The 21851-nt window shown below is 64.9% G+C and carries 30 protein-coding genes and 2 pseudogenes; 25 read left to right on the top strand and 7 right to left on the bottom strand.

Annotated elements, in window-relative coordinates:
• From tuf to ACK59X_RS24080, 13 genes and pseudogenes are all read left to right on the top strand, one after another.
• Positions 1-1176 (top strand): elongation factor Tu (gene tuf / locus ACK59X_RS24020; RefSeq protein ID WP_409960888.1); only part of this gene is annotated, 1176 nt, incomplete at its 5' end.
• Positions 1177-1203: 27 nt separating this feature from the next.
• Complete coding sequence (gene rpsJ / locus ACK59X_RS24025; RefSeq protein ID WP_005796953.1) at positions 1204-1515, top strand: 30S ribosomal protein S10; 312 nt, start codon at positions 1204-1206, stop codon at positions 1513-1515.
• Between the two features lie 220 nt (positions 1516-1735).
• Entirely contained in the window at positions 1736-2410 is a 675-nt protein-coding gene (rplC, locus tag ACK59X_RS24030; RefSeq protein ID WP_409960889.1) for a 50S ribosomal protein L3, read from the top strand.
• Positions 2410-3030, top strand: a complete 621-nt coding sequence (gene rplD, locus ACK59X_RS24035) for a 50S ribosomal protein L4 (RefSeq protein WP_409960890.1) — start codon at positions 2410-2412, stop codon at positions 3028-3030. Before rplC ends, rplD begins: the two co-directional genes overlap by 1 nt.
• Complete coding sequence (gene rplW / locus ACK59X_RS24040; RefSeq protein ID WP_007847815.1) at positions 3027-3341, top strand: 50S ribosomal protein L23; 315 nt, start codon at positions 3027-3029, stop codon at positions 3339-3341. The genes rplD and rplW overlap by 4 nt, the downstream gene beginning before the upstream one ends.
• 2 nt (positions 3342-3343) lie before the next feature.
• Positions 3344-4168, top strand: a complete 825-nt coding sequence (gene rplB / locus ACK59X_RS24045) for a 50S ribosomal protein L2 (RefSeq protein WP_007847814.1) — start codon at positions 3344-3346, stop codon at positions 4166-4168.
• A 10-nt stretch (positions 4169-4178) separates the two neighbouring features.
• Positions 4179-4454, top strand: a pseudogene (gene rpsS, locus ACK59X_RS24050) (30S ribosomal protein S19); the annotation flags it as partial.
• A gap of 12 nt (positions 4455-4466) precedes the next feature.
• A complete protein-coding gene (gene rplV / locus ACK59X_RS24055; protein ID WP_005796970.1) occupies positions 4467-4799 on the top strand; it encodes a 50S ribosomal protein L22 in 333 nt (110 codons plus the stop codon).
• Between the two features lie 14 nt (positions 4800-4813).
• Positions 4814-5698 carry a 30S ribosomal protein S3 gene (gene rpsC, locus ACK59X_RS24060; RefSeq protein ID WP_409960891.1) on the top strand — a complete coding sequence of 295 codons (885 nt, stop codon included), beginning with the start codon at positions 4814-4816 and terminating at the stop codon, positions 5696-5698.
• Between the two features lie 2 nt (positions 5699-5700).
• A complete protein-coding gene (rplP, locus tag ACK59X_RS24065) occupies positions 5701-6117 on the top strand; it encodes a 50S ribosomal protein L16 (RefSeq protein ID WP_007847799.1) in 417 nt (138 codons plus the stop codon).
• A gap of 16 nt (positions 6118-6133) precedes the next feature.
• Entirely contained in the window at positions 6134-6328 is a 195-nt protein-coding gene (gene rpmC, locus ACK59X_RS24070) for a 50S ribosomal protein L29 (RefSeq protein WP_409960892.1), read from the top strand.
• Positions 6329-6337: 9 nt separating this feature from the next.
• Positions 6338-6607, top strand: coding sequence for a 30S ribosomal protein S17 (rpsQ, locus tag ACK59X_RS24075; RefSeq protein ID WP_110539576.1), 270 nt, complete (start codon positions 6338-6340; stop codon positions 6605-6607).
• A 134-nt stretch (positions 6608-6741) separates the two neighbouring features.
• A complete protein-coding gene (locus ACK59X_RS24080) occupies positions 6742-7251 on the top strand; it encodes a peroxiredoxin (protein ID WP_184864769.1) in 510 nt (169 codons plus the stop codon).
• A 212-nt stretch (positions 7252-7463) separates the two neighbouring features.
• On the opposite strand, the gene ACK59X_RS24085 is transcribed toward ACK59X_RS24080, so the two are convergent.
• Positions 7464-7955, bottom strand: a complete 492-nt coding sequence (locus ACK59X_RS24085; RefSeq protein ID WP_409960893.1) for a GNAT family N-acetyltransferase — start codon at positions 7953-7955, stop codon at positions 7464-7466.
• A 117-nt stretch (positions 7956-8072) separates the two neighbouring features.
• On the bottom strand, positions 8073-8576 hold the full coding sequence (locus ACK59X_RS24090; protein WP_409960894.1) for a TlpA disulfide reductase family protein: 504 nt from the start codon (positions 8574-8576) through the stop codon (positions 8073-8075).
• Between the two features lie 171 nt (positions 8577-8747).
• On the opposite strand from ACK59X_RS24090, the gene ACK59X_RS24095 reads away from it, so the two are divergent.
• From ACK59X_RS24095 to ACK59X_RS24120, 6 genes are read left to right on the top strand one after another with little or no spacing between them, the layout of a single operon-like run.
• On the top strand, positions 8748-9284 hold the full coding sequence (locus ACK59X_RS24095) for a hypothetical protein (protein WP_409960895.1): 537 nt from the start codon (positions 8748-8750) through the stop codon (positions 9282-9284).
• On the top strand, positions 9281-10531 hold the full coding sequence (locus ACK59X_RS24100; RefSeq protein ID WP_409960896.1) for an MFS transporter: 1251 nt from the start codon (positions 9281-9283) through the stop codon (positions 10529-10531). The genes ACK59X_RS24095 and ACK59X_RS24100 overlap by 4 nt, the downstream gene beginning before the upstream one ends.
• Positions 10528-10977, top strand: a complete 450-nt coding sequence (locus tag ACK59X_RS24105) for a PTS sugar transporter subunit IIA (protein WP_409960897.1) — start codon at positions 10528-10530, stop codon at positions 10975-10977. Before ACK59X_RS24100 ends, ACK59X_RS24105 begins: the two co-directional genes overlap by 4 nt.
• Positions 10946-11215 (top strand): HPr family phosphocarrier protein, encoded by a 270-nt coding sequence (locus ACK59X_RS24110; protein ID WP_010467204.1) that lies wholly within the window; start codon positions 10946-10948, stop codon positions 11213-11215. Before ACK59X_RS24105 ends, ACK59X_RS24110 begins: the two co-directional genes overlap by 32 nt.
• Before the next feature lie 29 nt (positions 11216-11244).
• A complete protein-coding gene (gene ptsP / locus ACK59X_RS24115; protein WP_409960898.1) occupies positions 11245-13002 on the top strand; it encodes a phosphoenolpyruvate--protein phosphotransferase in 1758 nt (585 codons plus the stop codon).
• Positions 13003-13051: 49 nt separating this feature from the next.
• Entirely contained in the window at positions 13052-14314 is a 1263-nt protein-coding gene (locus ACK59X_RS24120; RefSeq protein ID WP_409960899.1) for an MFS transporter, read from the top strand.
• Positions 14315-14320: 6 nt separating this feature from the next.
• On the opposite strand, the gene ACK59X_RS24125 is transcribed toward ACK59X_RS24120, so the two are convergent.
• From ACK59X_RS24125 to ACK59X_RS24145, 5 genes are all read right to left on the bottom strand, one after another.
• Positions 14321-15154 carry a DMT family transporter gene (locus ACK59X_RS24125; RefSeq protein WP_409960900.1) on the bottom strand — a complete coding sequence of 278 codons (834 nt, stop codon included), beginning with the start codon at positions 15152-15154 and terminating at the stop codon, positions 14321-14323.
• A 70-nt stretch (positions 15155-15224) separates the two neighbouring features.
• The gene (locus ACK59X_RS24130) at positions 15225-15935 is read right to left on the bottom strand and encodes an AraC family transcriptional regulator (protein ID WP_409960901.1); all 711 of its coding nucleotides are present in this window, start codon (positions 15933-15935) and stop codon (positions 15225-15227) included.
• A gap of 12 nt (positions 15936-15947) precedes the next feature.
• The gene (gene lipA / locus ACK59X_RS24135) at positions 15948-16928 is read right to left on the bottom strand and encodes a lipoyl synthase (RefSeq protein ID WP_409960902.1); all 981 of its coding nucleotides are present in this window, start codon (positions 16926-16928) and stop codon (positions 15948-15950) included.
• A gap of 14 nt (positions 16929-16942) precedes the next feature.
• Positions 16943-17581, bottom strand: a complete 639-nt coding sequence (gene lipB / locus ACK59X_RS24140; RefSeq protein WP_409960908.1) for a lipoyl(octanoyl) transferase LipB — start codon at positions 17579-17581, stop codon at positions 16943-16945.
• Positions 17582-17641: 60 nt separating this feature from the next.
• Positions 17642-17962: a YbeD family protein gene (locus ACK59X_RS24145; protein WP_409960903.1), complete on the bottom strand. Its 321-nt coding sequence runs from the start codon at positions 17960-17962 to the stop codon at positions 17642-17644.
• A gap of 270 nt (positions 17963-18232) precedes the next feature.
• On the opposite strand from ACK59X_RS24145, the gene ACK59X_RS24150 reads away from it, so the two are divergent.
• From ACK59X_RS24150 to ACK59X_RS24175, 6 genes and pseudogenes are all read left to right on the top strand, one after another.
• The gene (locus ACK59X_RS24150) at positions 18233-18706 is read left to right on the top strand and encodes an ATP synthase subunit I (protein WP_409960904.1); all 474 of its coding nucleotides are present in this window, start codon (positions 18233-18235) and stop codon (positions 18704-18706) included.
• 21 nt (positions 18707-18727) lie between these two features.
• The gene (atpB, locus tag ACK59X_RS24155; protein WP_409960905.1) at positions 18728-19606 is read left to right on the top strand and encodes a F0F1 ATP synthase subunit A; all 879 of its coding nucleotides are present in this window, start codon (positions 18728-18730) and stop codon (positions 19604-19606) included.
• Positions 19607-19660: 54 nt separating this feature from the next.
• On the top strand, positions 19661-19930 hold the full coding sequence (atpE, locus tag ACK59X_RS24160; RefSeq protein WP_007847749.1) for a F0F1 ATP synthase subunit C: 270 nt from the start codon (positions 19661-19663) through the stop codon (positions 19928-19930).
• Positions 19931-19964: 34 nt separating this feature from the next.
• The gene (locus ACK59X_RS24165; RefSeq protein WP_409960906.1) at positions 19965-20435 is read left to right on the top strand and encodes a F0F1 ATP synthase subunit B; all 471 of its coding nucleotides are present in this window, start codon (positions 19965-19967) and stop codon (positions 20433-20435) included.
• 10 nt (positions 20436-20445) lie between these two features.
• A complete protein-coding gene (locus tag ACK59X_RS24170; RefSeq protein ID WP_409960907.1) occupies positions 20446-20988 on the top strand; it encodes a F0F1 ATP synthase subunit delta in 543 nt (180 codons plus the stop codon).
• 41 nt (positions 20989-21029) lie between these two features.
• Positions 21030-21851, top strand: a pseudogene (locus ACK59X_RS24175) (F0F1 ATP synthase subunit alpha); the annotation flags it as partial.

Below are 21851 nucleotides of genomic sequence, written 5' to 3' on the forward strand. Positions count from 1 at the left end.
TTCGAACGGACCAAGCCCCACGTCAACGTGGGTACGATCGGCCACGTGGACCACGGCAAGACGACCCTGACGGCGGCCATCGCCACGGTGCTGTCGGCCAAGTTCGGCGGCGAAGCCAAGGCATACGACCAGATCGACGCAGCCCCTGAAGAAAAGGCCCGCGGCATCACGATCAACACCGCACACGTGGAATATGAAACGGCCAACCGCCACTACGCCCACGTGGACTGCCCCGGCCACGCCGACTATGTGAAGAACATGATCACCGGCGCTGCCCAGATGGACGGCGCCATCCTGGTGTGCTCGGCCGCTGACGGCCCCATGCCCCAGACCCGCGAGCACATCCTGCTGGCCCGCCAGGTGGGCGTGCCTTACCTCATCGTGTTCCTGAACAAGTGCGACATGGTGGACGACGAAGAACTGCTCGAACTCGTCGAAATGGAAGTGCGCGAACTCCTGGACAAGTACAACTTCCCAGGCGACGACACCCCGATCGTTCGCGGCTCTGCCAAGCTGGCCCTGGAAGGTGACAAGGGCGCCCTGGGCGAAGAAGCCATCATGAAGCTGGCTGACGCACTGGACAACTACATCCCCACGCCAGAGCGCGCTGTGGACGGCGCCTTCCTGATGCCCGTGGAAGACGTGTTCTCGATCTCCGGTCGCGGCACCGTGGTGACCGGCCGTATCGAGCGCGGCATCATCAAGGTCGGCGAAGAAATCGAAATCGTCGGTATCAAGGACACCGTCAAGACCACCTGCACCGGCGTGGAAATGTTCCGCAAGCTGCTGGACCAGGGCCAGGCTGGCGACAACGTTGGCCTGCTGCTGCGCGGCACCAAGCGTGAAGACGTGGAACGCGGCCAGGTGCTGTGCAAGCCCGGCTCGATCAAGCCGCACACCCACTTCACGGCTGAAGTGTATGTGCTGAGCAAGGACGAAGGCGGCCGCCACACCCCGTTCTTCAACAACTACCGTCCCCAGTTCTACTTCCGCACGACCGACGTGACCGGCGCCATCGAGCTGCCAGCGGACAAGGAAATGGTCATGCCAGGCGACAACGTGTCGATCACCGTCAAGCTGATCAACCCCATCGCCATGGAAGAAGGCCTGCGCTTCGCCATCCGTGAAGGCGGCCGTACCGTCGGCGCCGGCGTGGTTGCCAAGATCATCGCCTGATCGTTTGAAGAACAAGAAGGAACTGACATGTCCAAGCAAAAGATCCGTATCCGCCTGAAGGCATTCGATTACAAGCTGATCGACCAATCCGCAGCCGAGATCGTTGACACCGCCAAGCGCACCGGCGCCATCGTCAAAGGCCCCGTGCCTCTGCCGACGCGCATGAAGCGCTTCGACATCCTGCGCTCGCCGCACGTCAACAAGACCAGCCGCGACCAGCTCGAAATCCGCACGCACCAGCGTCTGATGGACATCGTGGACCCGACCGACAAGACGGTTGACGCCCTGATGAAGCTCGACCTGCCAGCCGGCGTGGACGTCGAAATCAAGCTGCAGTAATGATCCCTCCCCGGCAGGCGTGCCTGCCGGGCGTGGTCTCGTACGACGCGAACTTGCTTGCAAAAGCGGTTCGCGTTATACTTTAGGGCTTCGCTTAATTTGCGTGCACTTTTGGGTGTGCGCAAATTGATCTGCGAAGTTTTAATAACCCTCTTTCATGCACGCGAGTGCAACGCTGTGGCCAATTGAAGTTGCAGCGGTGGAAGTTTTGGAGAAACAAATGAGTCTGAGCAACTCCCTCGGGTTGCTGGGTCGCAAGGTGGGCATGATGCGTCTGTTCACCGATGACGGGGACGCAGTGCCTGTCACGGTGGTGGATGTGTCCAACAACCGCGTAACCCAGATCAAAACCCAAGAGAACGATGGCTACGTGGCCCTGCAGGTCACGTTCGGTTCGCGCAAAGCATCGCGCGTGACCAAGCCGGAAGCCGGCCACCTTGCCAAGGCAGGTGTGGAAGCCGGTGAAATCATCCAGGAATTCCGCGTGACCGCCGATACCGCTGCCCAGTACCAAGCTGGCGCATCGGTGGCTGTGGCGTCCGTGTTTTCCGTGGGCCAGAAGGTCGACGTGCAAGGCACCTCGATCGGTAAAGGCTACGCAGGCACGATCAAGCGCCACAACATGAGCTCGCAACGCGCGTCGCACGGTAACAGCCGTTCGCACAACGTTCCCGGCTCCATTGGTATGGCGCAGGATCCAGGCCGTGTGTTCCCTGGCAAGCGGATGACGGGCCACCTCGGTGATGTCACCAAGACCACGCAAAACCTCGATGTGATCCGCATCGACGAAGCGCGTCAACTGCTCTTGATCAAGGGCGCTATTCCGGGCTCCAAGGGTGGGTTCGTGACGGTGCGTCCCGCGGTCAAGGCCAAAGCCTCCAAAGGAGCGAACTAATGCAGCTCGAACTCCTGAATGACCAAGGCCAGGGCGCGTCCAAGCTGGACGTTCCTGAGACCGTGTTCGGTCGTGAATACAACGAAGATCTGGTGCACCAGATCGTGGTGGCCTACCAGGCCAACGCACGCCAAGGCACGCGCGCCCAGAAGGACCGCGAGCAAGTCCGTCACTCGACCAAGAAGCCTTTCAAGCAAAAGGGTACGGGTAACGCACGTGCAGGTATGACCTCGTCGCCACTGTGGCGCGGGGGCGGTCGGATTTTCCCGAACCTGCCTGACGAAAACTTCACGCAAAAGATCAACAAGAAGATGTACCGCGCCGGCATGTCTGCGATCCTGTCGCAGCTCGCCCGTGAAGGCCGTCTGGCCGTGGTCGATTCGCTGAAGGTCGACTCGCCCAAGACCAAGGTCCTGGCCGACAAGTTCAAGGCCATGAATCTGCAATCGGTGATGGTGATCTCCGAGGAAGTGGACGAAAACCTGTACCTGGCTTCGCGCAATCTGGTGAACGTGCTCGTCGTCGAGCCCCGTTACGCCGATCCCGTGTCGCTGGTCCGATTCAAGAAAGTGCTCGTCACCAAGGGTGCAATCGACAAACTCAAGGAGATGTTCGCATGAGCACGCTCAAGTTTGACGAAGGTCGTCTGATGCAAGTGCTGGTCGCTCCCATCGTGTCCGAAAAGGCCACCATGGTTGCCGAGAAGTCCAATGCTGTGACGTTCAAGGTGCTGCAGAACGCTACCAAGCCAGAAATCAAGGCCGCTGTGGAATTGATGTTCAAGGTCGAGGTCAAGGGCGTTTCCGTGGTGAACACCAAAGGCAAGACCAAGCGCTTCGGCAAGACCGTGGGCCGCCGCGACAACGTTCGCAAGGCATACGTCACGCTGCAGCCAGGTCAAGAGCTGAACCTCTCCGGGGAGGCCGCGTAATCATGGCTGTCATTAAGATGAAACCCACTTCGCCCGGCCAACGTGCCGTGGTGAAGGTCACGCGTGACCACCTGTACAAGGGTGAAGCGTACGCCCCCCTGCTGGAACCCCAGTTCCAGAAGGCCGGCCGTAACAACAACGGTCACATCACCACCCGCCACAAGGGCGGTGGCCACAAGCACCACTACCGTGTGGTGGACTTCAAGCGCAACAAGGACGGCATTCCCGCCAAGGTCGAGCGCATCGAGTACGACCCGAACCGTACGGCCCACATCGCTCTGGTGTGCTATGCCGACGGCGAGCGCCGCTACATCATCGCTCCCCGCAACCTGGAAGTGGGCGCAACCCTGCTGTCCGGTTCGGAAGCCCCGATCCGCGCTGGCAACACGTTGCCCATCCGCAACATCCCCGTGGGTTCGACCATCCACTGCATCGAGCTCAAGCCCGGTGCCGGTGCGCAGATCGCCCGCTCGGCTGGTGCTTCGGCAACCCTGCTGGCCCGCGAAGGCACCTACGCCCAAGTGCGCATGCGCTCGGGTGAAGTGCGCAAGATCCATATCGAATGCCGCGCCACCATTGGCGAAGTGGCCAACGAAGAACACAGCCTGCGCCAACTCGGCAAGGCCGGTGTGAAGCGCTGGATGGGTATTCGTCCTACGGTTCGCGGCGTGGCCATGAACCCTGTGGATCACCCTCACGGTGGTGGCGAAGGCCGCACCGGCGAAGGCCGCCATGCAGTCGATCCTTGGGGCAATCTGACCAAGGGTTATCGCACCCGTAACAACAAGCGCACACAGATCATGATCGTGTCGCGTCGCAAGAAGTAAGGGGTAACAGATGACTCGCTCTCTCAAAAAGGGTCCATTTGTTGACCATCACTTGCTGGCCAAGGTCGAAAAGGCCGTCGCCACCAAGGATAAGAAGCCAGTGAAGACCTGGTCGCGTCGCTCCATGGTTCTGCCCGATTTCATCGGCCTGACCATCGCCGTGCACAACGGCAAGCAGCACGTACCGGTGTACGTTACCGACCAGATGGTGGGCCACAAGCTGGGCGAATTCGCCCTGACGCGCACCTTCAAGGGCCACCCCGCGGACAAAAAAGTCCAGAAGAAATACGGAACGACCATGTCTGAAACACGTGCAGTCCTCCGGGGCGTCCGTCTGTCGGTCGACAAAGGCCGTCTGGTCGCCGATCTGATCCGCGGCAAGAAGGTGGATCAGGCTCTGAACATCCTGACGTTCACGCAGAAAAAAGCTGCTGGCATCGTCAAGAAGGTTCTGGAGTCCGCCATCGCCAACGCTGAGCACAACGACGGCGCCGACATCGACGAACTGAAGGTCAAGACCATCTACGTCGAACAAGGCACCACGCTCAAGCGCTTCACCGCGCGCGCCAAAGGCCGCGGCAACCGCATCAGCAAGCCCACGTGCCATGTGTACGTGACGGTTGGCAACTAAAGGCTCGGAAGACTATGGGACAAAAAATCCATCCTACCGGCTTCCGCCTTGCGGTCAGCCGCAACTGGTCCAGCCGTTGGTACGCCAGCAACCGCGACTTCGCGGGCATGCTGGCCGAAGACATCAAGGTGCGCGAGTACCTGAAGGCCAAGCTGAAGAACGCCGCCGTGTCGCGTATCCTGATCGAGCGTCCTGCCAAGAACGCCCGCATCACGATTTACTCGGCCCGTCCTGGTGTGGTGATCGGCAAGAAGGGTGAAGACATCGAGAACCTGAAGAAGGAACTCGCGTCGCGCCTGGGCGTGCCCGTTGCAGTGAACATCGAAGAAGTGCGCAAGCCCGAAATCGATGCCAAGCTGATCGCCGACAGCATCACGCAACAGCTCGAAAAGCGGATCATGTTCCGCCGCGCCATGAAGCGTGCCATGCAGAACGCCATGCGTCTGGGTGCCCAGGGCATCAAGATCATGTCGTCCGGCCGTCTGAACGGTATCGAAATCGCCCGCTGCGAGTGGTACCGTGAAGGCCGCGTGCCACTTCACACGCTGCGCGCCGACATCGACTACGGCACCTCCGAAGCCAAGACCACCTACGGTGTGATCGGCGTCAAGGTCTGGGTCTACAAGGGCGATACGCTGGGTCGTAACGACCTGCCTGCCGTGGAAACCCCACGTCCAGACGAAGAACGCCGCCCACGCGGTCCACGCCGTGATGGCCGCCCAGGTGGCGACCGTCCAGGCGCTGGCCGTGGAGGCCCACGTCGTCCAGCCGGTGTGAACACCGGCCCGGCCGACGGCAGCGACAAGCCAGCGGAAGCTGGTGGCGCTGATAACACCGCCGTTAAGCGCGTACGCAAAGTCGCCGCGCCCGCTACAGCAGCGGACGGAAAAGGAGAATAAGTATGCTGCAACCTGCTCGCCGCAAGTACCGCAAGGAGCAAAAGGGCCGTAATACCGGTGTCGCAACGCGGGGTGCCTCCGTTGCCTTCGGTGATTTCGGTCTGAAGTGCACCGACCGTGGCCGTCTGACGGCCCGCCAGATCGAGGCTGCACGCCGTGCAATCTCCCGTCACGTGAAGCGTGGCGGCCGTATCTGGATCCGCGTGTTCCCGGACAAGCCGATCTCTACCAAGCCCGCAGAAGTGCGTATGGGTAACGGTAAGGGCAACCCCGAGTACTACGTGGCCGAAATCCAGCCCGGCAAGATCGTGTTCGAAATCGTCGGCGTGCCCGAAGAACTGGCCCGTGAAGCGTTCCGCCTGGCTGCCGCCAAGCTGCCGCTGCGCACCACGTTCGTCAGCCGTCACATTGGCTCGTGATTCAGGAGAACAAGCAATGAAGACCTCTGAACTCCGCCAAAAAGACGCTGCCGGCATCGAGAGCGAAATCAAGGCTCTGCAGAAGGCCCACTTCGGCCTGCGCATGCAGAAGGCTACCCAGCAGTTGGCCAACACCAACACGCTGCGTACCACCCGCCGCGACATCGCCCGTGCAAAAACCATCCTTGCTGAAAAGCAAGCCGCCAAGTAAGGAGCCGACATGACGGAAGCTAAAAAATCCCTCAAGCGCACCTTGATCGGCAAGGTGGTCAGCGACAAGCGCCAGAAGACCGTGACCGTGCTGATCGAGCGCCGTGTGAAGCACGAGCTCTACGGCAAGATCGTGGGCAAGTCGAGCAAGTACCACGCCCATGACGAAAAGGGCGAGTACAAGCTGGGCGACGTGATCGAAATCACCGAGAGCCGTCCGCTCTCCAAGACCAAGAACTGGGTTGCCACCCGCTTGGTGCAAAAGGCCGGCCTGCTCTAAGCCCTCCCGGCTGACTGGCAGCACTGCCCTCCAAAACGACCCACAATGTGGGTCGTTTTGCTTTTGGGGCCTGCGTATTGTGTGCGGCGCCCTGAGGGCATGCGGAGACCAACCAACAACCCTAGGAGAGATCAATGATCCAAGTCGGTGACACCCTGCCTGCCAGCACCCTGATGGAATACTCGGAAGTCGAAGGCGAGGGCTGCTCCATTGGCCCGAACCCCGTGCCGGTGGACAAGGCCACGGCAGGCAAGACCATTGCCCTGTTCGCGCTGCCCGGCGCGTTTACGCCCACCTGCTCGGCCAAGCACGTGCCTGGTTACCTGGAAAAGGCCGAAGAGTTCAAGGCCGCCGGCGTGGACGAAATCTGGTGCGTGAGCGTGAACGACGCCTTCGTGATGGGCGCCTGGGCGCGTGACCAGAAGACCGCCGGCAAGGTGCGCATGCTGGGCGACGGCGACGCCACCTTCGCCAAGGCCACGGGCCTCACGCTCGACCTGAACGGCAAGGGCCTGGGCCTGCGCAGCAACCGCTACTCGATGCTGGTGCGCGACGGCAAGGTCGTCACGCTCAACATCGAAGCCCCGGGCAAGTTCGAAGTCAGCGACGCAGCAACACTGCTGGCCCAGGCCAAGGCCGCCTGATCGCCATCTGGCTGGCGGCGCCGGCTTGCGGCTGCCAGCCTTCCTGGAAAACGGCCCCTGCGCTCGGCGCAGCGGGCTGTTTTTCATCGGGTCGCTCACCACGCCAGGGCTGCGTTGCAAATCCTCGCGATAGCCATCGCTATCACTGCGGTTTGCGCCTTGCCCTGGCGCGAAATCCAACGGTTTTACTCGGGCCACCTGCTTGCGGGACACTAGGAGATATCCACCTTGAGGTAGTGCGAGCCCGCAATGGGGTTGTGGTAGTAGGGCGGAATCTCCTCGAAGCCCAGGTCGGTGTAGAGCGCGCGGGCCGACTCCATGCCATCGAGCGTGTCGAGCAGCACGCAGGCGTAGCCGGCCCGGCGCGCCTGGTCCAGCATGGCCTCGGCCAGCTCGCGGCCCAGGCCGAAGCCGCGGAAGGCCTTGCGCACATACAGGCGCTTCATCTCGCTGGCCTTGGGGTAATCGGCGGCATCCAGCGGGCGCAGGGCGCAGCAGCCCGCAATGGCCCCTTCCACCATGGCCAGCAGCAGGTGGCCGCGCGGTACGGCGTAGTCGCCGGGCAACTGGGCCAGCTCGGCCTCGAAGTCCTGGAACGCGAGGTCCACATCCAGGGTGCCGGCGTATTCCCGGAAGATTTCCCGCACCGCATCCATCTCGGCGGCGGAAGACGGGTTCAGCAAGGTGACGGCGGGCTTGTCCAAGGCGCGGATTCAGGGAGTGCAGGGATCCCCAGTGTAGCGGCTCGGCCAGGGCCTGTCCGCGAGGCGCCGCCGGGGCGGGCAGGGCCCTGGACGGTTCGTCGCCCAGGGGAGGCCGGCTCAGGTCTCGGCCAGCAGCTTCTCGATCAGGTAGTGCAGCTCGGGGAAGTTCGGGGCGCCGACATAGGTCTTGACGATCTCGCCGCGCTTGTTGACGATGAAGGTCGAGGGCGTGAGCTTCACGTCGCCCCAGGCCTGGGCCACGGCGCCGGTGTTGTCGATGGCCACCTTGAAGGGCAGCTTGCGCGTCTCGGCGAAGTTCACCACGTAGCTCGGTGGGTCGTAGCTCATGGCCACGGCCAGGGTATCGAAGCCCTTGGGCTGGTACTTGCGGTAGGTGGCGATGATCTCGGGCATCTCGGCCACGCAGGTGGTGCAGCTCGTGGCCCAGAAGTTCACCAGCGTCACCTTGCCGCGCAGGTCGGCTGTGGACTGGCGCGAGCCATCGAGCAGCACGAAGGTGGATTCGGGCGCCGCGGAGCGGCCCGTGTCCAGGTACACGTAGGCGCCCACGGCGGCAAAAGCCACCACCGCCGCCCCTGCTGCCCACTGCTTGATACCCATGGCGTCATTCCATCCCGAAAGTGCGGGCCCCAGCCCGCACGGTATTGTGCCGGACATGACCGCTGCCTGCTGGCGGCCTGCCTCCCACCCGGATGGAGTGGGGGCCGCACAAAAAGTTCTCGTTCCCGGGCGCCGTGCACCGAAAAGGCGACCACTGCCGATAATGGGCCCATGAACTGGACTCTGACCGGCGCCGCCAGCGCCCTCCTGGGACTGGCCGCATGCAGCCCGGCACTCAACTGGCGCACCGTGGCCGTGCCCGAGGCCGCCCTCACCATCACGCTGCCCTGCAAGCCCGACCATGCCACGCGCAAGGTGGAACTGGCGGGCACGCCGGTCGACCTGTCCATGGTCGGCTGCGAAGCCGATGGCGCCACCTTCGCCGTGTCCCACGCCACGCTGGCCGATGCGGCGCAGACCGGTGCGGCGCTCGCCCACTGGCGCGCGGCCGTGCTGGCGCGGCTGGGCGGTGCGCAACTACCGGCCAGCGAGGTGCCGTTTGCGCCCCGCAATGCCCTTGCGCTACCGCAGTCGGTGCGCACCGTGGCCCAGGGGCGGGGGCCCGACGGGCAGGCTGTCACCGCCCAGGCGGTCTGGTTCGCCCGCCCTGTGGGGCCGCAGATGCGGCTGTACCACGCCGTGGTCTACGCACCCAAGCCGCGCCCCGAGGTGGCCGACACCTTCTTCGCCGGGCTGGTGCTGCCATGAGCGCCGGTGTGCTGCCACGGCGCGCGGCCGTCATCGTCTTTCTCGCGTTTGCGTTCGCTTACTTCCTGTCGGCCCTGCTGCGCGCCGTCACGGCCACGCTGGCGCCCACCCTGTCGCAGGAATTCACCTTGCACGCCAGCGACCTGGGCCTGCTCGCGGGCGGCTACTTCCTGGGCTTTTCGGCCACGCAGCTGCCGCTCGGCGCCTGGCTGGACCGGCATGGCCCGCAAAAGGTGCTGCTCGGCTTTCTGGGGCTGGCCGTTGCCGGTTGCCTGGTGTTCTCGATGGCCACGGGCTTTTCGGGCCTGCTCGCGGGGCGTGTGCTGTGCGGTGCCGGGGTCAGTGCCTGCCTGATGGCGCCGCTCACCGGTTACCGCCGCTGGTTCGATTCCACGGCGCAGATGCGCGCCAACTCCTGGATGCTGATGACCGGCTCGCTGGGCATGGTGGCCTCCACCCTGCCGGTGCAGTGGGCCCTGCCGCTGGTGGGCTGGCGCCCGCTGTTCTGGGGGCTGGCCGTGCTGATCGGCGTGGCCATGGTGGGCATCGCGCTCTGGGTGCCGCGCTGGCATGCGGCCGTACCCGCGGCTGGGGCAACTGCACCGCCCAGCGCCCCCGGCGGCTATGGCGTGGTCTGGCGCCATCCCTACTTCCAGCGCATGGCTCCGCTGGGATTCTTCGTCTATGGCGGCATGGTGGCCGTGCAGACCCTGTGGGCGGGGCCCTGGATGCAGCGGGTGGCCGGCTACAGCGCCCTCGAATCGGCCGTGGGCCTGTTCTGGATCAATGTCGCGATGCTGTGCACCTTCTGGACCTGGGGCATGGTCAACCCCTGGCTGCTGCGCCGCGGCCTGGGGGCCGACCGGCTGATCCTCATGGGCCTGCCGCTGTCGCTGTGCATCCTGCTGGCCATCATCGTCGCCGGGCCGGCCGCGGGGGGCGCCGCCTGGGCGCTGTTCTGTGTCTCCTGCACTTTCGTCTCGCTGTCGCAGCCGGCGGTGGGCATGGCCTTCCCCCAGGCATTGGCAGGGCGTGCGCTGTCGGCCTTCAACCTCGTGATCTTTGCCGGTGTGTTCGTGGTGCAGTGGGGCATCGGCCTGGCGGTGGATGCGTTTGCCGACGCGGGCCTGTCGACGACCGAATCGTTCCAGGCGGCCATGGGGGTTTTCCTGGCCTGCAACACAGGGGCCTACCTGTGGTTCGCGCGGGCCCAGCGCCATAATGTGCTCCAAACCTCTGTCCCATGAGCACCAGCATCCTCCTCATCGCCCACGCCCCCCTGGCCCATGCCCTGCGCGAATGCGCATTGCATGTGTTTGCCGACTGCGGCGACAGCGTTGCTGCCCTCGACGTGCAGCCCAACGAGCGGCCCGAAGAAACCCTGGCCCAGGCGCAGATCCTGCTAGACCAACTGGGCACCGACACCACCCTGGTGCTGACCGACGTGTTCGGCGCCACCCCCTGCAACGTGGCGCAGCGCCTGGTCGATGGCGTGCGCTCGCGCCTGGTGACAGGGGTCAACCTTCCGATGCTGCTGCGTGCCGTGAGTTACCGTGCAGAACCCCTGGATTCGGTCGTCACCCGCGCGGTGGTGGGCGGCACACAAGGGGTGATGCAGGTGGCCATTGCCGCGCCGCAGAACCAGTCCCGACGCAACCGACATGATCAAGACTCGTACGACCATCAGCAATAAACTGGGCCTGCATGCCCGCGCTTCGGCCAAGCTCACCAAGCTGGCCGGCAGCTTTCCCTGCGACGTCTTCATGAGCCGCGGCGACCGCCGCATCAATGCCAAGAGCATCATGGGCGTGATGATGCTGGCCGCCGGCATGGGCACCGAGGTCGAGATCGAAACCAACGGCGATCGCGAGCAGGAAGCCATGGATGGACTGCTGGCGCTGATCGCGGACAAGTTCGGCGAAGGCGAGTAAGCCGCCATGCTGGAAGAAAGGGGCTTTCCATGACCTTTGCCGTCCACGGTCTGGCGGTGGCGCGCGGCATTGCCATCGGCCGCGCCGTGCTCGTGGCGTCGAGCCGCGTGGACGTGGCCCATTACTTCATCCAGCCCGAGCAGGTACCGGCCGAGATCGAGCGCGTGCGCCAGGGCCGCAATGCGGTGGTCGAGGAACTGCAGCGCCTGCAGACCGACATGCCCGCCGATGCGCCGCACGAGCTCACGGCATTGCTCGACGTGCACCTCATGCTGCTGCAGGACGAGGCCCTGACGGGCGGCGTCAAGCACTGGATCACCGAGCGGCTGTACAACGCAGAGTGGGCGCTCACCACCCAGTTCGAGGTGATCGCGCGGCAGTTCGACGAGATGGAGGACGAATACCTGCGCGAGCGCAAGGCCGACCTGGAGCAGGTGGTCGAGCGCATCCTGCGCTACATGAAGGGCGTGGCCAGCCCGGTGGCGCCGCCCACCAGCAGCCCGCGCCGCAAGACCCAGCAGGACCTGCTGCTCGACGACACCGTGGACGTGCCCCTGGTGCTGGTGGCGCACGACCTGTCGCCGGCCGACATGCTGCAGTTCAAGGAGAGCGTGTTCGCCGGCTTCGTCACCGACGTGGGCGGCAAGACCTCGCACACCGCCATTGTCGCGCGCAGCATGGACATTCCGGCCGTGGTCGGCGCGCGCGCGGCCAGCCAGCTGGTGCGCCAGGACGACTGGGTCATCATCGACGGCGATGCCGGGGTGATCATCGTCGACCCCTCGCCCATCATCCTGGCCGAGTACGGCTTTCGCCAGCGCCAGACGGAGCTGGAGCGCGAGCGCCTGTCGCGCCTGCGGCACACGCCGGCGGTCACCATCGACGGCCACCGCATCGAACTGCTGGCCAACATCGAACAGCCCGGCGATGCCGTGGGTGCGGTGCGTGCGGGCGCCGTGGGCGTGGGGCTGTTCCGCAGCGAATTCCTGTTCATGGGCCGCACCGGCAACCTGCCGGGCGAGGACGAGCAGTACCGTGCCTACCGCGAGGCGCTCGATGGCATGCAGGGCCTGCCGGTCACCATCCGCACCATCGACGTGGGCGCCGACAAGCCGCTGGACAGCAAGGCCCACAAGGACACGCACCTGAACCCTGCGCTGGGCCTGCGCGCCATCCGCTGGAGCCTGGCCGACCCGGCCATGTTCCGCACCCAACTGCGTGCCGTGCTGCGCGCCGCGGCACACGGCAAGGTGAACCTGCTGTTCCCCATGCTGGCCCATACCAACGAGATCCACCAGACCCTGGCGCAGGTGGACCTGGCGCGCGCGGAACTCGATGCCCGGGGCGAGCCCTACGGGCCCATCCAGCTGGGCGCCATGATCGAGGTGCCGGCCGCGGCGCTGATGGTGCGCACCTTCCTGCGCTATTTCGACTTCCTGTCCATCGGCACCAACGACCTGATCCAGTACACCCTGGCCATCGACCGGGCCGACGAGGCCGTGGCCCACCTGTACGACCCGGTGCACCCGGCCGTGCTGCGCCTGGTGGCCGACGTGATCGCCGAGGGCGAGCGCCAGGGCAAGAGCGTCTGCGTCTGCGGCGAGACCGCGGGCGACGTGACCATGACGCGCCTGCTGCTGGGCCTGGGCCTGCGCAGCTTCTCCATGCATCCAGCGCAGATCCTGGCCGTCAAGCAGGAGATCCTGCGCGCCGACACGCGCAAGCTCGTGCCCTGGGCACAGCAGGTGCTGGACGGCGAAGAACCCGCTGCGTTGCTGGCGTCGTAGTTGCAATCAATAGCTGCCAGCGCTTGCTGGACAAGCGCTGGAGGTTGGTTTGACCCCTGTCCCGGTAGTCCCCGCAGACGCGTCGCGCATCGACTCGCGCCAGGCCTTCCACCGTCTGCTGGCCACCCTGGGCCTGGTGGTGCTGGGCAACAGCAGCATGTATGTGGTGTCGGTCGTGTTGCCGGCGGTGCAAAGCGAGTTCGGCATCGGCCGGGCCAGCGCATCGCTGCCCTACACCCTGATGATGGTCTGCCTGGGCCTGGGCGGCCTGCTCACGGGCCGGCTGGCCGACCGCCACGGCCTCACGCCCGTGCTGTGGCTGGGCGCGCTGGCGGTGCTGGGCGGCTTTGTCGGGGCGGCCTTTTCCGGGAATATCTGGGCGTTCGGCCTGGCGCATGCGGTGATGGGCTTCATCGGAAGTTCAGCCACCTTCGCTCCGCTGCTGGCCGATACGGCGCTGTGGTGGAACCGCCGGCGCGGCATTGCGGTGGCGGTGTGCGCCAGCGGCAACTATGTGGCGGGGGCGGTATGGCCGCCTATCGTGCAGTACGGTATCGACACCGTCGGCTGGCGGCCGACCTACATGGCACTGGGCATCGTCTGTGGCGTCGGCATGCTCGCGCTGTCGCTGCGCATGCGCCAGCGCCCGCCGGCCATCCAGGCCGCGGCGGCTGGCACCCAGGCGGCTGCGGTCGATCGCACACGTCCCTTTGGCCTCGCTCCGGGCGCCGCGCTGGGGCTGTTGTGTGTGGCCGGGGTGGCCTGCTGCGTGGCCATGGCCATGCCCCAGGTGCACATCGTGGCCTACTGCACCGACCTGGGTTTCGGCGCGGCGCGTGGCGCGCAGATGCTGTCCCTCATGCTGGCCTGCGGTGTCGTGAGCCGGCTGGTCTTCGGGCTGATCTGCGACCGCATCGGCGGCATCCGCACGCTGCTGCTGGGCTCCGCGCTGCAGGGCATCGCGCTGCTGCTGTTCCTGCCCTACGACGGGCTGGTGCCGCTGTATGTGATCTCGGCGCTGTTCGGTCTGTTCCAGGGCGGCATCGTGCCGACTTACGCCATCATCGTGCGCGAGTACTTCGCGCCCGCGCGGGCGAGCGTGCTGGTGGGCGCCGTCATCATGGCCACGCTCATCGGCATGGCGCTGGGCGGCTGGCTGTCGGGCTTCATCTTCGATATCACCGGCAGCTACCACGCCGCCTTCCTCAACGGCATCGGTTGGAACCTGCTGAACCTGTCCATCACCGGCTGGCTGTTCCTGCGGCTGCGCAGGGAACGCCTGCAAGCCGGGGTGTCGACGGGGGCGGCCTGAGCCCGCCTACCTGGCCCGTATACCGAGAATGGCCGCACCGATGATCATGGCCGTGGCCAGCGCGATGCTGGCGCTGAACGTGCGGCCGCTCACCACGATCAGCAGGGCGGTGGAGGCCAGTGGCGTGAGGTAGCTCAGGATGCCGATGTGCCGCGCGTCGCCGAGCTTGAGCGCCTTGTCCCACAGGAAGAACGAGGCGCCCAGCGGGCCCAGGCCGAGCACGGCCAGCAGCAGCCAGTCACGCGCCGCGAGCGTGGCCGCAGGCTCCAGCGCCACATGGCACAGCAGCGACAGCACGCCCGAGACCAACCCGAACAGGCCGATGGCGGTGGTGGGAAAGGCTGCGACACGCTTGGTCATGAGCGAATAGGTGGCCCAGATCAGCGCGGCCGCGAAGGCCGGCACATAGCCCCAGGCCAGGGTGCCGCTGAGTTCGCGCCCGCCCACGATGGCGATAGCTGCGCCGCCAAAGCCCAGCAGCGCCGCCAGCAAATGCGGCCAGCGCAGTGACACGCCGGGCAACAGCACGGGTGCGAGCACCACGATGAACAGCGGCCACAGGTAGTTGACCAGGTTGGCCTCCACCGGTGGCGCGTGGCGCAGCGCGATGAACAGGAGAAAGTGGTAGGCGAACAGGCCGTACACCCCCAGGGCCAGCGTGCGCAGCGGAATGCGCCATTGCGAGGGGTCGCGCAGCACGAAGGGCCAGGCCGGCACGCTGCCGATGATGAGCGCCACGCCCGTCAGCAGGAACGGCGGGATGTGGGTGAGGGAAACGCCCAGCGAGGCGAGGGAAGCCCACAGCGCGATGGCCCCCAGGGCGTAGAGATTGGCTTGCATGCCGCCAATGTAGGCGGCCGCACCATCGCGTGCCGACGGCGCATCGTCGCGATCCGACGGTGAGCGCCGTTCAATCCCGTCGCAGTGCGGCGGTGAGCGCCGAAGGCGAGCGGTAGCCGGTGCGCCGCGCCACCTCGGCCACCGGCATCCCGCCGGAGCGCAGCAAGCGCGCGTGCTCCAGCCGCTGGCTGCGCAGCCAGGCCATCGCACCCTGGCCCTGCTCTTCGCGGCAGCGCGCAGCGAACTGGCTCGGGCTCAGGTGCACCTGCTGCGCGATGTCTGCCACCGACAGCGGCCGGTGCCATTGCAGGGCCGCCCAGGCGCGCAGCGCCGGCCAGTCGATGGCGCGGCGGCGTGCGCCGGGGTCTGCCAGGGATGGCGTGCGGGAGAGGGGGGCGGAGGGCAGCCAAGCCTCCAGCAGCAGGGCAGGCCCATGGGTCCGGGCCAGGGGGCGGCCCTGCTGCAGGGCGCTGGCGAGGTAGCGCGCCAGGGTCATGGCCGGGGGCGGTGGGGCCGCCTGCAGCCAGGGGGCGGTGCACTGTGTCCAACCCAGGTCGCTGCTGTCCAGCACCAGGCACAGGCTACCGCCGCGGGCCTCGAAATCGTGGTGTGCGCCGGGGGCGATCACACAGCCGCCGCCGGTGGGCACGCGCAGGCCGCGCCCGTCGATCTCCAACTCCAGCTGGCCGGCCAGACCCAGCAGCACCTGGAAATGGCCGTGGCTGTGGCTGCCCGGGGACGGGCCATACCGGCGCAGCGAGAGCGAGCCGGGGCTGTCCATGGGACGGGGCGCTTATACGCCGGCGGCGTGCGCCTGCTGGTCGGCGTGGTAGCTGGAGCGCACCATGGCGCCCACGGCGGCGTGGCTGAAGCCCATCTTGTAGGCTTCTTCTTCGAACATCTTGAAGGTGTCGGGGTGCACGTAGCGGCGCACGGGCAGGTGGCTGTTGCTGGGCGACAGGTACTGGCCGATGGTCAGCATGTCGATGTCGTGCGCGCGCATGTCGCGCATCACCTGCAGGATCTCTTCGTCCGTCTCGCCCAGGCCGACCATGATGCCGCTCTTGGTCGGCACCTTGGGGTGCAGTGCCTTGAACTTCTTGAGCAGGTTCAGGCTGAACTGGTAGTCGGAACCGGGGCGCGCTTCCTTGTACAGGCGCGGCGCGGTTTCGAGGTTGTGGTTCATCACGTCGGGCGGCGCGGCCTTGAGGATTTCGAGCGCGCGGTCATCGCGGCCGCGGAAATCGGGCACCAGGATCTCGATCTGCGTGAGCGGCGAGAGCTCGCGGATGTTCTGGATGCACTCGACGAAATGGCCGCTGCCGCCGTCGCGCAGGTCGTCGCGGTCGACGCTGGTGATCACCACGTACTTGAGGCGCAACTGGGCGATGGTGCGCGCCAGGTTCAGCGGCTCGTCCTTGTCCAGCGGGTCGGGACGGCCATGGCCCACGTCGCAGAAGGGGCAGCGGCGCGTGCACTTGTCGCCCATGATCATGAAGGTGGCCGTGCCCTTGCCGAAGCACTCGCCGATGTTCGGGCAGGAGGCTTCCTCGCACACCGTGTGCAGGTTGTTCTGGCGCAGGATGTCCTTGATCTCGTAGAAGCGCGTGGTGGGCGAGCCGGCCTTGACGCGGATCCACTCGGGCTTCTTGAGCACTTCGCCCTGTTCGACCTTGATCGGAATGCGCGACAGCTTGGCCGCAGCCTTCTGCTTGGCCAGCGGGTTGTAGGCTTCGGTGGACTGCGCTTCGCGGACGACGTCGGTGGTGCTCATGGCTTGGTAGCGGTTCAGGGAGACAGGCGTATGCCGAGCTGCTGGCCCAGCACCTTGGCAGCATCGTCCCAGGTGGTTTGGACCCCGATTGTAGAAAGGTCCACGGTTTGCAGTCCCGCGTAGCCGCAAGGGTTGATACGGCCAAAGGGTTCCAGGTCCATCGCCACGTTGAGTGCGGCGCCGTGGTAGGTGCTGTGGCGGCTGACCTTGATGCCCAGCGCGGCGATCTTGCCCAGGCCTTGGAAATCGGGTTCCACGGGCCCTGCACCTTCGCGTTTCTGGGGCCGCTGGGGCAGCATGGCGTGGCTGTGCGGGTCGTCCAGGCGCACATAGATGCCGGGCGCGCCGGCCACGCGGTGTCCGGTGACGCCAAAGTGCGCCAGCGTGCGGATGAGGGCTTCTTCCAGCCGGTAGACGTACTCCTTGACGAAGTAGCCCGCGCGCTGCAGGTCGATCAGGGGGTAGGCCACCACCTGGCCGGGCCCGTGGAAGGTGACCTGGCCGCCGCGGTTGGTGGGCACCACGGGGATGGTGCCGGGGTGCAGCAGGTGGTCGCTCTTGCCGGCCAGGCCCTGGGTGAAGACGGCGTCGTGCTCGCACAGCCACAGGGTATCGGGCGTCTCGGCCGTGCGCGTGGCCGTGTAATCCTGCATGGCCTGCACGGTGGCGGCGTAATCCACCCGGCCGAGCGTGCGCAGGTCGATGGCCACGGGCTACAGCACCACTTTGACGAGCGGGTGGGAGGAGAGCGCGCGGTAGAGGTCGTCGAGCTGCTCGCGGCTGGTGGCCGTGATGGTGACAGTAACTCCGAGGTAATTGCCCTTGCTGCTGTCGCGCAGTTCAATGGTGGCAGGGTCGAAGGTGGGGTCGTACTGGCGGGCCAGCTCGGTGACCGCATGCACGAAGCCGTCGACCTTGGATCCCATCACCTTGATGGGGAAGCGCGAGGGGTACTCGATCAGCGAGTCCTTGCGGGCATCCGCGGCAGAGGAGTCGAGGATGGTGAGGTTCGGTGGCAAAGGAGTGGACGTCATGATTGGCTTTGGTTGCGAGCGCTGTGCTGGCGCCGCCATTGTGCGGCAAGCCCCTTGGGCACGCGGGGGTGTGTCACATGCCCGTGCGCGTTTTCGGTGCATAAAGACAGGTTGCGGGTGCTGGATGGGCGTTGGCGAGTCACCACAACAGTGCCGGCGTGCGCGCACCAACAGACCTTGATTGCAGGTCTTTGTAGTTCACAACGGGTTTTTACTTATAATTAGAGGCTTTGTGAAATTTGCAGTCTGTAACACGGGCGTTACTCAACAATGAAAACAATCGCCCCTGAGACTGAAGCTGAGGCTGAAGATCCTGGCTTCAAGCCCCTGACCGCGCAGGAAGCGGACCAGTGGCGAAGCCGCAACCCTCCCGTCTCGATGTGGCGGGTGGTGGCAGGTCAGGCGCTTGTCGGTGTGATCGTGGCCCTGGTGGCCTGGTGGCTGACAGGCAGGACCGAAGTGGGCTGGTCGGCTGCCTACGGCGCGCTTGCAGTGGTGGCTCCGGCCGCATTGTTCGCACGCGGTATGTCGCGCCAGATGGCGTCCGGAAATGCGGGCGCCTCCATGGCGGGGTTCTTTGGTTGGGAGATTGCCAAGATCGTGTTCACCGTTGCGCTGCTGGCGGCGGCCCCCTGGGCTGTGCCGGGGCTGGTATGGCTTGCCTTGTTGGCGGGCATGGTGATCACGATGAAAACGTACTGGATCGCGCTCATGGTGCGACCCGGTGTCCGAAAAACCGATTGATAGTTATGAGAGAGTTGTCCGATGGCCGCAGAAGCGCACGCTCCGACTGCAAGTGAATACATCGTTCACCACCTGCAGCATCTTCAAAACGTCAACCAGACCAAGATTGTCGACTTCACCGTCGTCAACTACGACTCGATCATCGTGGGTTTGGTTCTGGGTGCGCTGACCCTTTTGATCCTGTGGTCCGCTGCCCGCAAGGCAACTTCCGGCGTGCCCGGCCGCTTCCAGGCGGCGGTGGAAATGCTGGTCGAGATGGTGGACAACCAGGCCAAGGCCAACATCCACAACGCGGAGAGCCGCAAGTTCATCGCTCCCCTGGGCCTGACGGTGTTCGTCTGGATCTTCCTGATTAACTTCATGGACATGCTGCCCGTGGACCTGCTCCCCGCCATCTGGGCGCAGATCTATGGCGCTGCCGGCCACGATCCGCACCACGCCTACCTGCGCGTCGTGCCCACGGCCGACCTGTCCACCACCCTGGGCCTGGCATTCGCCATCCTGATCCTGCGCTTCTGGTACAGCGTCAAGATCAAGGGCGTCGGCGGCTGGGGCCACGAACTCGTGTCGGCCCCGTTCGGCACCAGCAAGAATCCCATCTTCGCCCTGATCCTGGGCGTGGTGAACCTGCTCATGCAGGTGATTGAATATGTCGCCAACACCGTGTCGCATGGCATGCGGTTGTTCGGCAACATGTACGCCGGCGAACTGGTGTTCATGCTGATCGCCCTGATGGGTGGTGCAGCTGCACTGTCGCTGTCGGGTGTGCTGCTGCCTGTGGGCCACGTCATCGCTGGCACCATCTGGACGCTGTTCCACATTCTGGTGATCTCGCTGCAAGCCTTCATCTTCATGATGCTTGCGCTGATCTACCTCGGTCAGGCGCACAACGCGCACTAACGGTTCCCTTTCGTTTCCTTTTCAACCTTTCCTTTTTTTAACTCAGGAGTCATCATGGAAAACATTCTCGGTCTCGTCGCTCTGGCTTGTGGTCTGATCGTTGGCCTCGGCGCTATCGGCGCTTCCATCGGTATCGCACTGATGGGTGGCAAGTTCCTCGAATCGTCGGCACGTCAGCCTGAGCTGATCAACGAACTGCAAACCAAGATGTTCATCTTGGCCGGTCTGATCGACGCCGCCTTCCTGATCGGTGTGGCCATCGCCCTGCTGTTCGCTTTCGCCAACCCCTTCGCTTCCACGTTCTTGGCCAACCTGCCCAAGTAATTCCCACTCAACGCCACTCTAGAAAGGTGTTGCCGTGAGTATCAACGCGACCCTGTTCATTCAGGCCATCGTCTTCCTGATCTTGGTGTGGTTCACGATGAAATTCGTGTGGCCCCCGATCGCGAAGGCGTTGGATGAACGAGCCCAGAAAATCGCCGAAGGCCTCGCTGCTGCCGACCGTGCCAAGACCGAACTGACCGCTGCCAACCAGCGCGTCGAGAAGGAATTGTCACAGGCGCGCAACGAAACGGCCTCGCGTCTTGCGGACGCCGACCGCCGTGCCCAGGCCATCATCGAAGAAGCCAAGGCACGCGCCACGGAAGAAGGCAACAAGATCGTTGCTTCCGCCCGTGCCGAAGCCGAACAGCAAACGGTGCAAGCCCGCGAAGCCCTGCGTGAGCAGGTCGCCGCGCTGGCCGTCAAGGGTGCAGAGCAGATTCTCCGCAAGGAAGTCAATGCCGGCGTTCACGCCGACCTGCTCAACCGCCTGAAGACCGAGCTGTAAGGGGACACACATGGCTGAACTCGCCACCATTGCCCGCCCTTACGCCGAAGCCCTGTTCAAGGCCGCTACTGCGGGTGCGGGCATGGACCTGGCCAGCACCGCTGACTGGGTCGATGAACTGGCGGCCATTGCCGCCAACCCCCAGTTGCGCCAGTTGGCGGACAACCCCAAGGTGACTGCAGACCAGGTGTTCGCCGTCGTCACGGGTGTTGCGCGTTCGGCGCTGTCCGATACGGCCAAGAACTTCCTGCGCACGGTCATCGACAACGGGCGCCTCAACGCGCTGCCGGAAGTCGCCGTGCAATTCCGTGCCCTCGTGAATCGCCGCGCCGGCTCTTCGGATGCCGTGGTGCACAGCGCCTTCCCGATGGATGCCGCAGCACTGGCTGAGGTCAGCGCCGCGCTGGAAAAGCGCTTTGGACGCAAGCTCAACCTCACCGTTCAGCTGGACGAGTCCCTGATCGGTGGCATTCGCGTAGTGGTGGGTGACGAGGTGCTGGACACTTCGGTCAAGGCCCGTCTTGAACAAATGAAAGCGGCCCTCACCGCGTAAGCGCGGCGAGGACAGCGAACCAAAGAAAGAAGGAAAGAGTCATGCAACTCAATCCCGCAGAAATTTCTGAACTCATCAAGAGCCGCATCGAAGGTCTGGCCGCCAGCAGCGATATCCGCAACCAGGGTACCGTGGTGTCCGTGTCTGACGGTATCGTGCGCGTGCACGGCCTGTCGGACGTGATGGCCGGCGAAATGCTCGAGTTCCCCGCCACCAAGGACGGCCAGCCCTCCTTCGGCCTGGCCCTGAACCTCGAGCGCGACTCCGTCGGCGCCGTGATTTTGGGTGAGTACGAACACATCTCCGAAGGCGACACCGTCAAGTGCACGGGCCGCATTCTGGAAGTGCCGGTCGGCCCCGAGCTGGTCGGCCGCGTGGTGAATGCCCTGGGCCAGCCGATCGATGGCAAGGGCCCCATCAACGCCAAGCTCACCGACGTGATTGAAAAGGTCGCTCCGGGCGTGATCGCCCGTAAATCGGTGGACCAACCCCTGCAGACCGGCCTGAAGTCCATCGACTCCATGGTGCCAATCGGCCGTGGCCAGCGCGAGCTGATCATTGGCGACCGCCAGACCGGCAAGACCGCCGTGGCGATCGACGCGATCATCAACCAGAAGGGTCAGAACATGACCTGCGTCTACGTTGCGATCGGCCAGAAGGCATCCTCGATCAAGAACGTGGTGCGCGCGCTGGAGCAGGCCGGTGCGATGGAATACACCATCGTCGTGGCGGCCTCGGCTGCTGAATCGGCAGCCATGCAGTTCGTGTCGGCCTACTCGGGCTGCACCATGGGCGAGTACTTCCGCGACCGCGGTGAAGACGCCCTGATCGTTTACGACGACCTGTCCAAACAAGCCGTGGCC

Source organism: Acidovorax sp. (assembly GCF_046339755.1).
Lineage (GTDB): Bacteria > Pseudomonadota > Gammaproteobacteria > Burkholderiales > Burkholderiaceae_C > Acidovorax.

Bases quoted from the DNA above. Each gene is read 5' to 3' on its own strand.
- rpsJ (WP_005796953.1), top strand. From the start codon at position 1,204: ATGTCCAAGCAAAAGATCCGTATCCGCCTGAAGGCATTCGATTACAAG.
- rplC (WP_409960889.1), top strand. From the start codon at position 1,736: ATGAGTCTGAGCAACTCCCTCGGGTTGCTGGGTCGCAAGGTGGGCATG.
- rplD (WP_409960890.1), top strand. From the start codon at position 2,410: ATGCAGCTCGAACTCCTGAATGACCAAGGCCAGGGCGCGTCCAAGCTG.
- rplW (WP_007847815.1), top strand. From the start codon at position 3,027: ATGAGCACGCTCAAGTTTGACGAAGGTCGTCTGATGCAAGTGCTGGTC.
- rplB (WP_007847814.1), top strand. From the start codon at position 3,344: ATGGCTGTCATTAAGATGAAACCCACTTCGCCCGGCCAACGTGCCGTG.
- rplV (WP_005796970.1), top strand. From the start codon at position 4,467: ATGTCTGAAACACGTGCAGTCCTCCGGGGCGTCCGTCTGTCGGTCGAC.
- rpsC (WP_409960891.1), top strand. From the start codon at position 4,814: ATGGGACAAAAAATCCATCCTACCGGCTTCCGCCTTGCGGTCAGCCGC.
- rplP (WP_007847799.1), top strand. From the start codon at position 5,701: ATGCTGCAACCTGCTCGCCGCAAGTACCGCAAGGAGCAAAAGGGCCGT.
- rpmC (WP_409960892.1), top strand. From the start codon at position 6,134: ATGAAGACCTCTGAACTCCGCCAAAAAGACGCTGCCGGCATCGAGAGC.
- rpsQ (WP_110539576.1), top strand. From the start codon at position 6,338: ATGACGGAAGCTAAAAAATCCCTCAAGCGCACCTTGATCGGCAAGGTG.
- ACK59X_RS24080 (WP_184864769.1), top strand. From the start codon at position 6,742: ATGATCCAAGTCGGTGACACCCTGCCTGCCAGCACCCTGATGGAATAC.
- ACK59X_RS24090 (WP_409960894.1), bottom strand. From the start codon at position 8,576: ATGGGTATCAAGCAGTGGGCAGCAGGGGCGGCGGTGGTGGCTTTTGCC.
- ACK59X_RS24095 (WP_409960895.1), top strand. From the start codon at position 8,748: ATGAACTGGACTCTGACCGGCGCCGCCAGCGCCCTCCTGGGACTGGCC.
- ACK59X_RS24100 (WP_409960896.1), top strand. From the start codon at position 9,281: ATGAGCGCCGGTGTGCTGCCACGGCGCGCGGCCGTCATCGTCTTTCTC.
- ACK59X_RS24105 (WP_409960897.1), top strand. From the start codon at position 10,528: ATGAGCACCAGCATCCTCCTCATCGCCCACGCCCCCCTGGCCCATGCC.
- ACK59X_RS24110 (WP_010467204.1), top strand. From the start codon at position 10,946: ATGATCAAGACTCGTACGACCATCAGCAATAAACTGGGCCTGCATGCC.
- ptsP (WP_409960898.1), top strand. From the start codon at position 11,245: ATGACCTTTGCCGTCCACGGTCTGGCGGTGGCGCGCGGCATTGCCATC.
- ACK59X_RS24125 (WP_409960900.1), bottom strand. From the start codon at position 15,154: ATGCAAGCCAATCTCTACGCCCTGGGGGCCATCGCGCTGTGGGCTTCC.
- ACK59X_RS24130 (WP_409960901.1), bottom strand. From the start codon at position 15,935: ATGGACAGCCCCGGCTCGCTCTCGCTGCGCCGGTATGGCCCGTCCCCG.
- lipA (WP_409960902.1), bottom strand. From the start codon at position 16,928: ATGAGCACCACCGACGTCGTCCGCGAAGCGCAGTCCACCGAAGCCTAC.
- lipB (WP_409960908.1), bottom strand. From the start codon at position 17,581: ATGCAGGATTACACGGCCACGCGCACGGCCGAGACGCCCGATACCCTG.
- ACK59X_RS24145 (WP_409960903.1), bottom strand. From the start codon at position 17,962: ATGACGTCCACTCCTTTGCCACCGAACCTCACCATCCTCGACTCCTCT.
- ACK59X_RS24150 (WP_409960904.1), top strand. From the start codon at position 18,233: ATGAAAACAATCGCCCCTGAGACTGAAGCTGAGGCTGAAGATCCTGGC.
- atpB (WP_409960905.1), top strand. From the start codon at position 18,728: ATGGCCGCAGAAGCGCACGCTCCGACTGCAAGTGAATACATCGTTCAC.
- atpE (WP_007847749.1), top strand. From the start codon at position 19,661: ATGGAAAACATTCTCGGTCTCGTCGCTCTGGCTTGTGGTCTGATCGTT.
- ACK59X_RS24170 (WP_409960907.1), top strand. From the start codon at position 20,446: ATGGCTGAACTCGCCACCATTGCCCGCCCTTACGCCGAAGCCCTGTTC.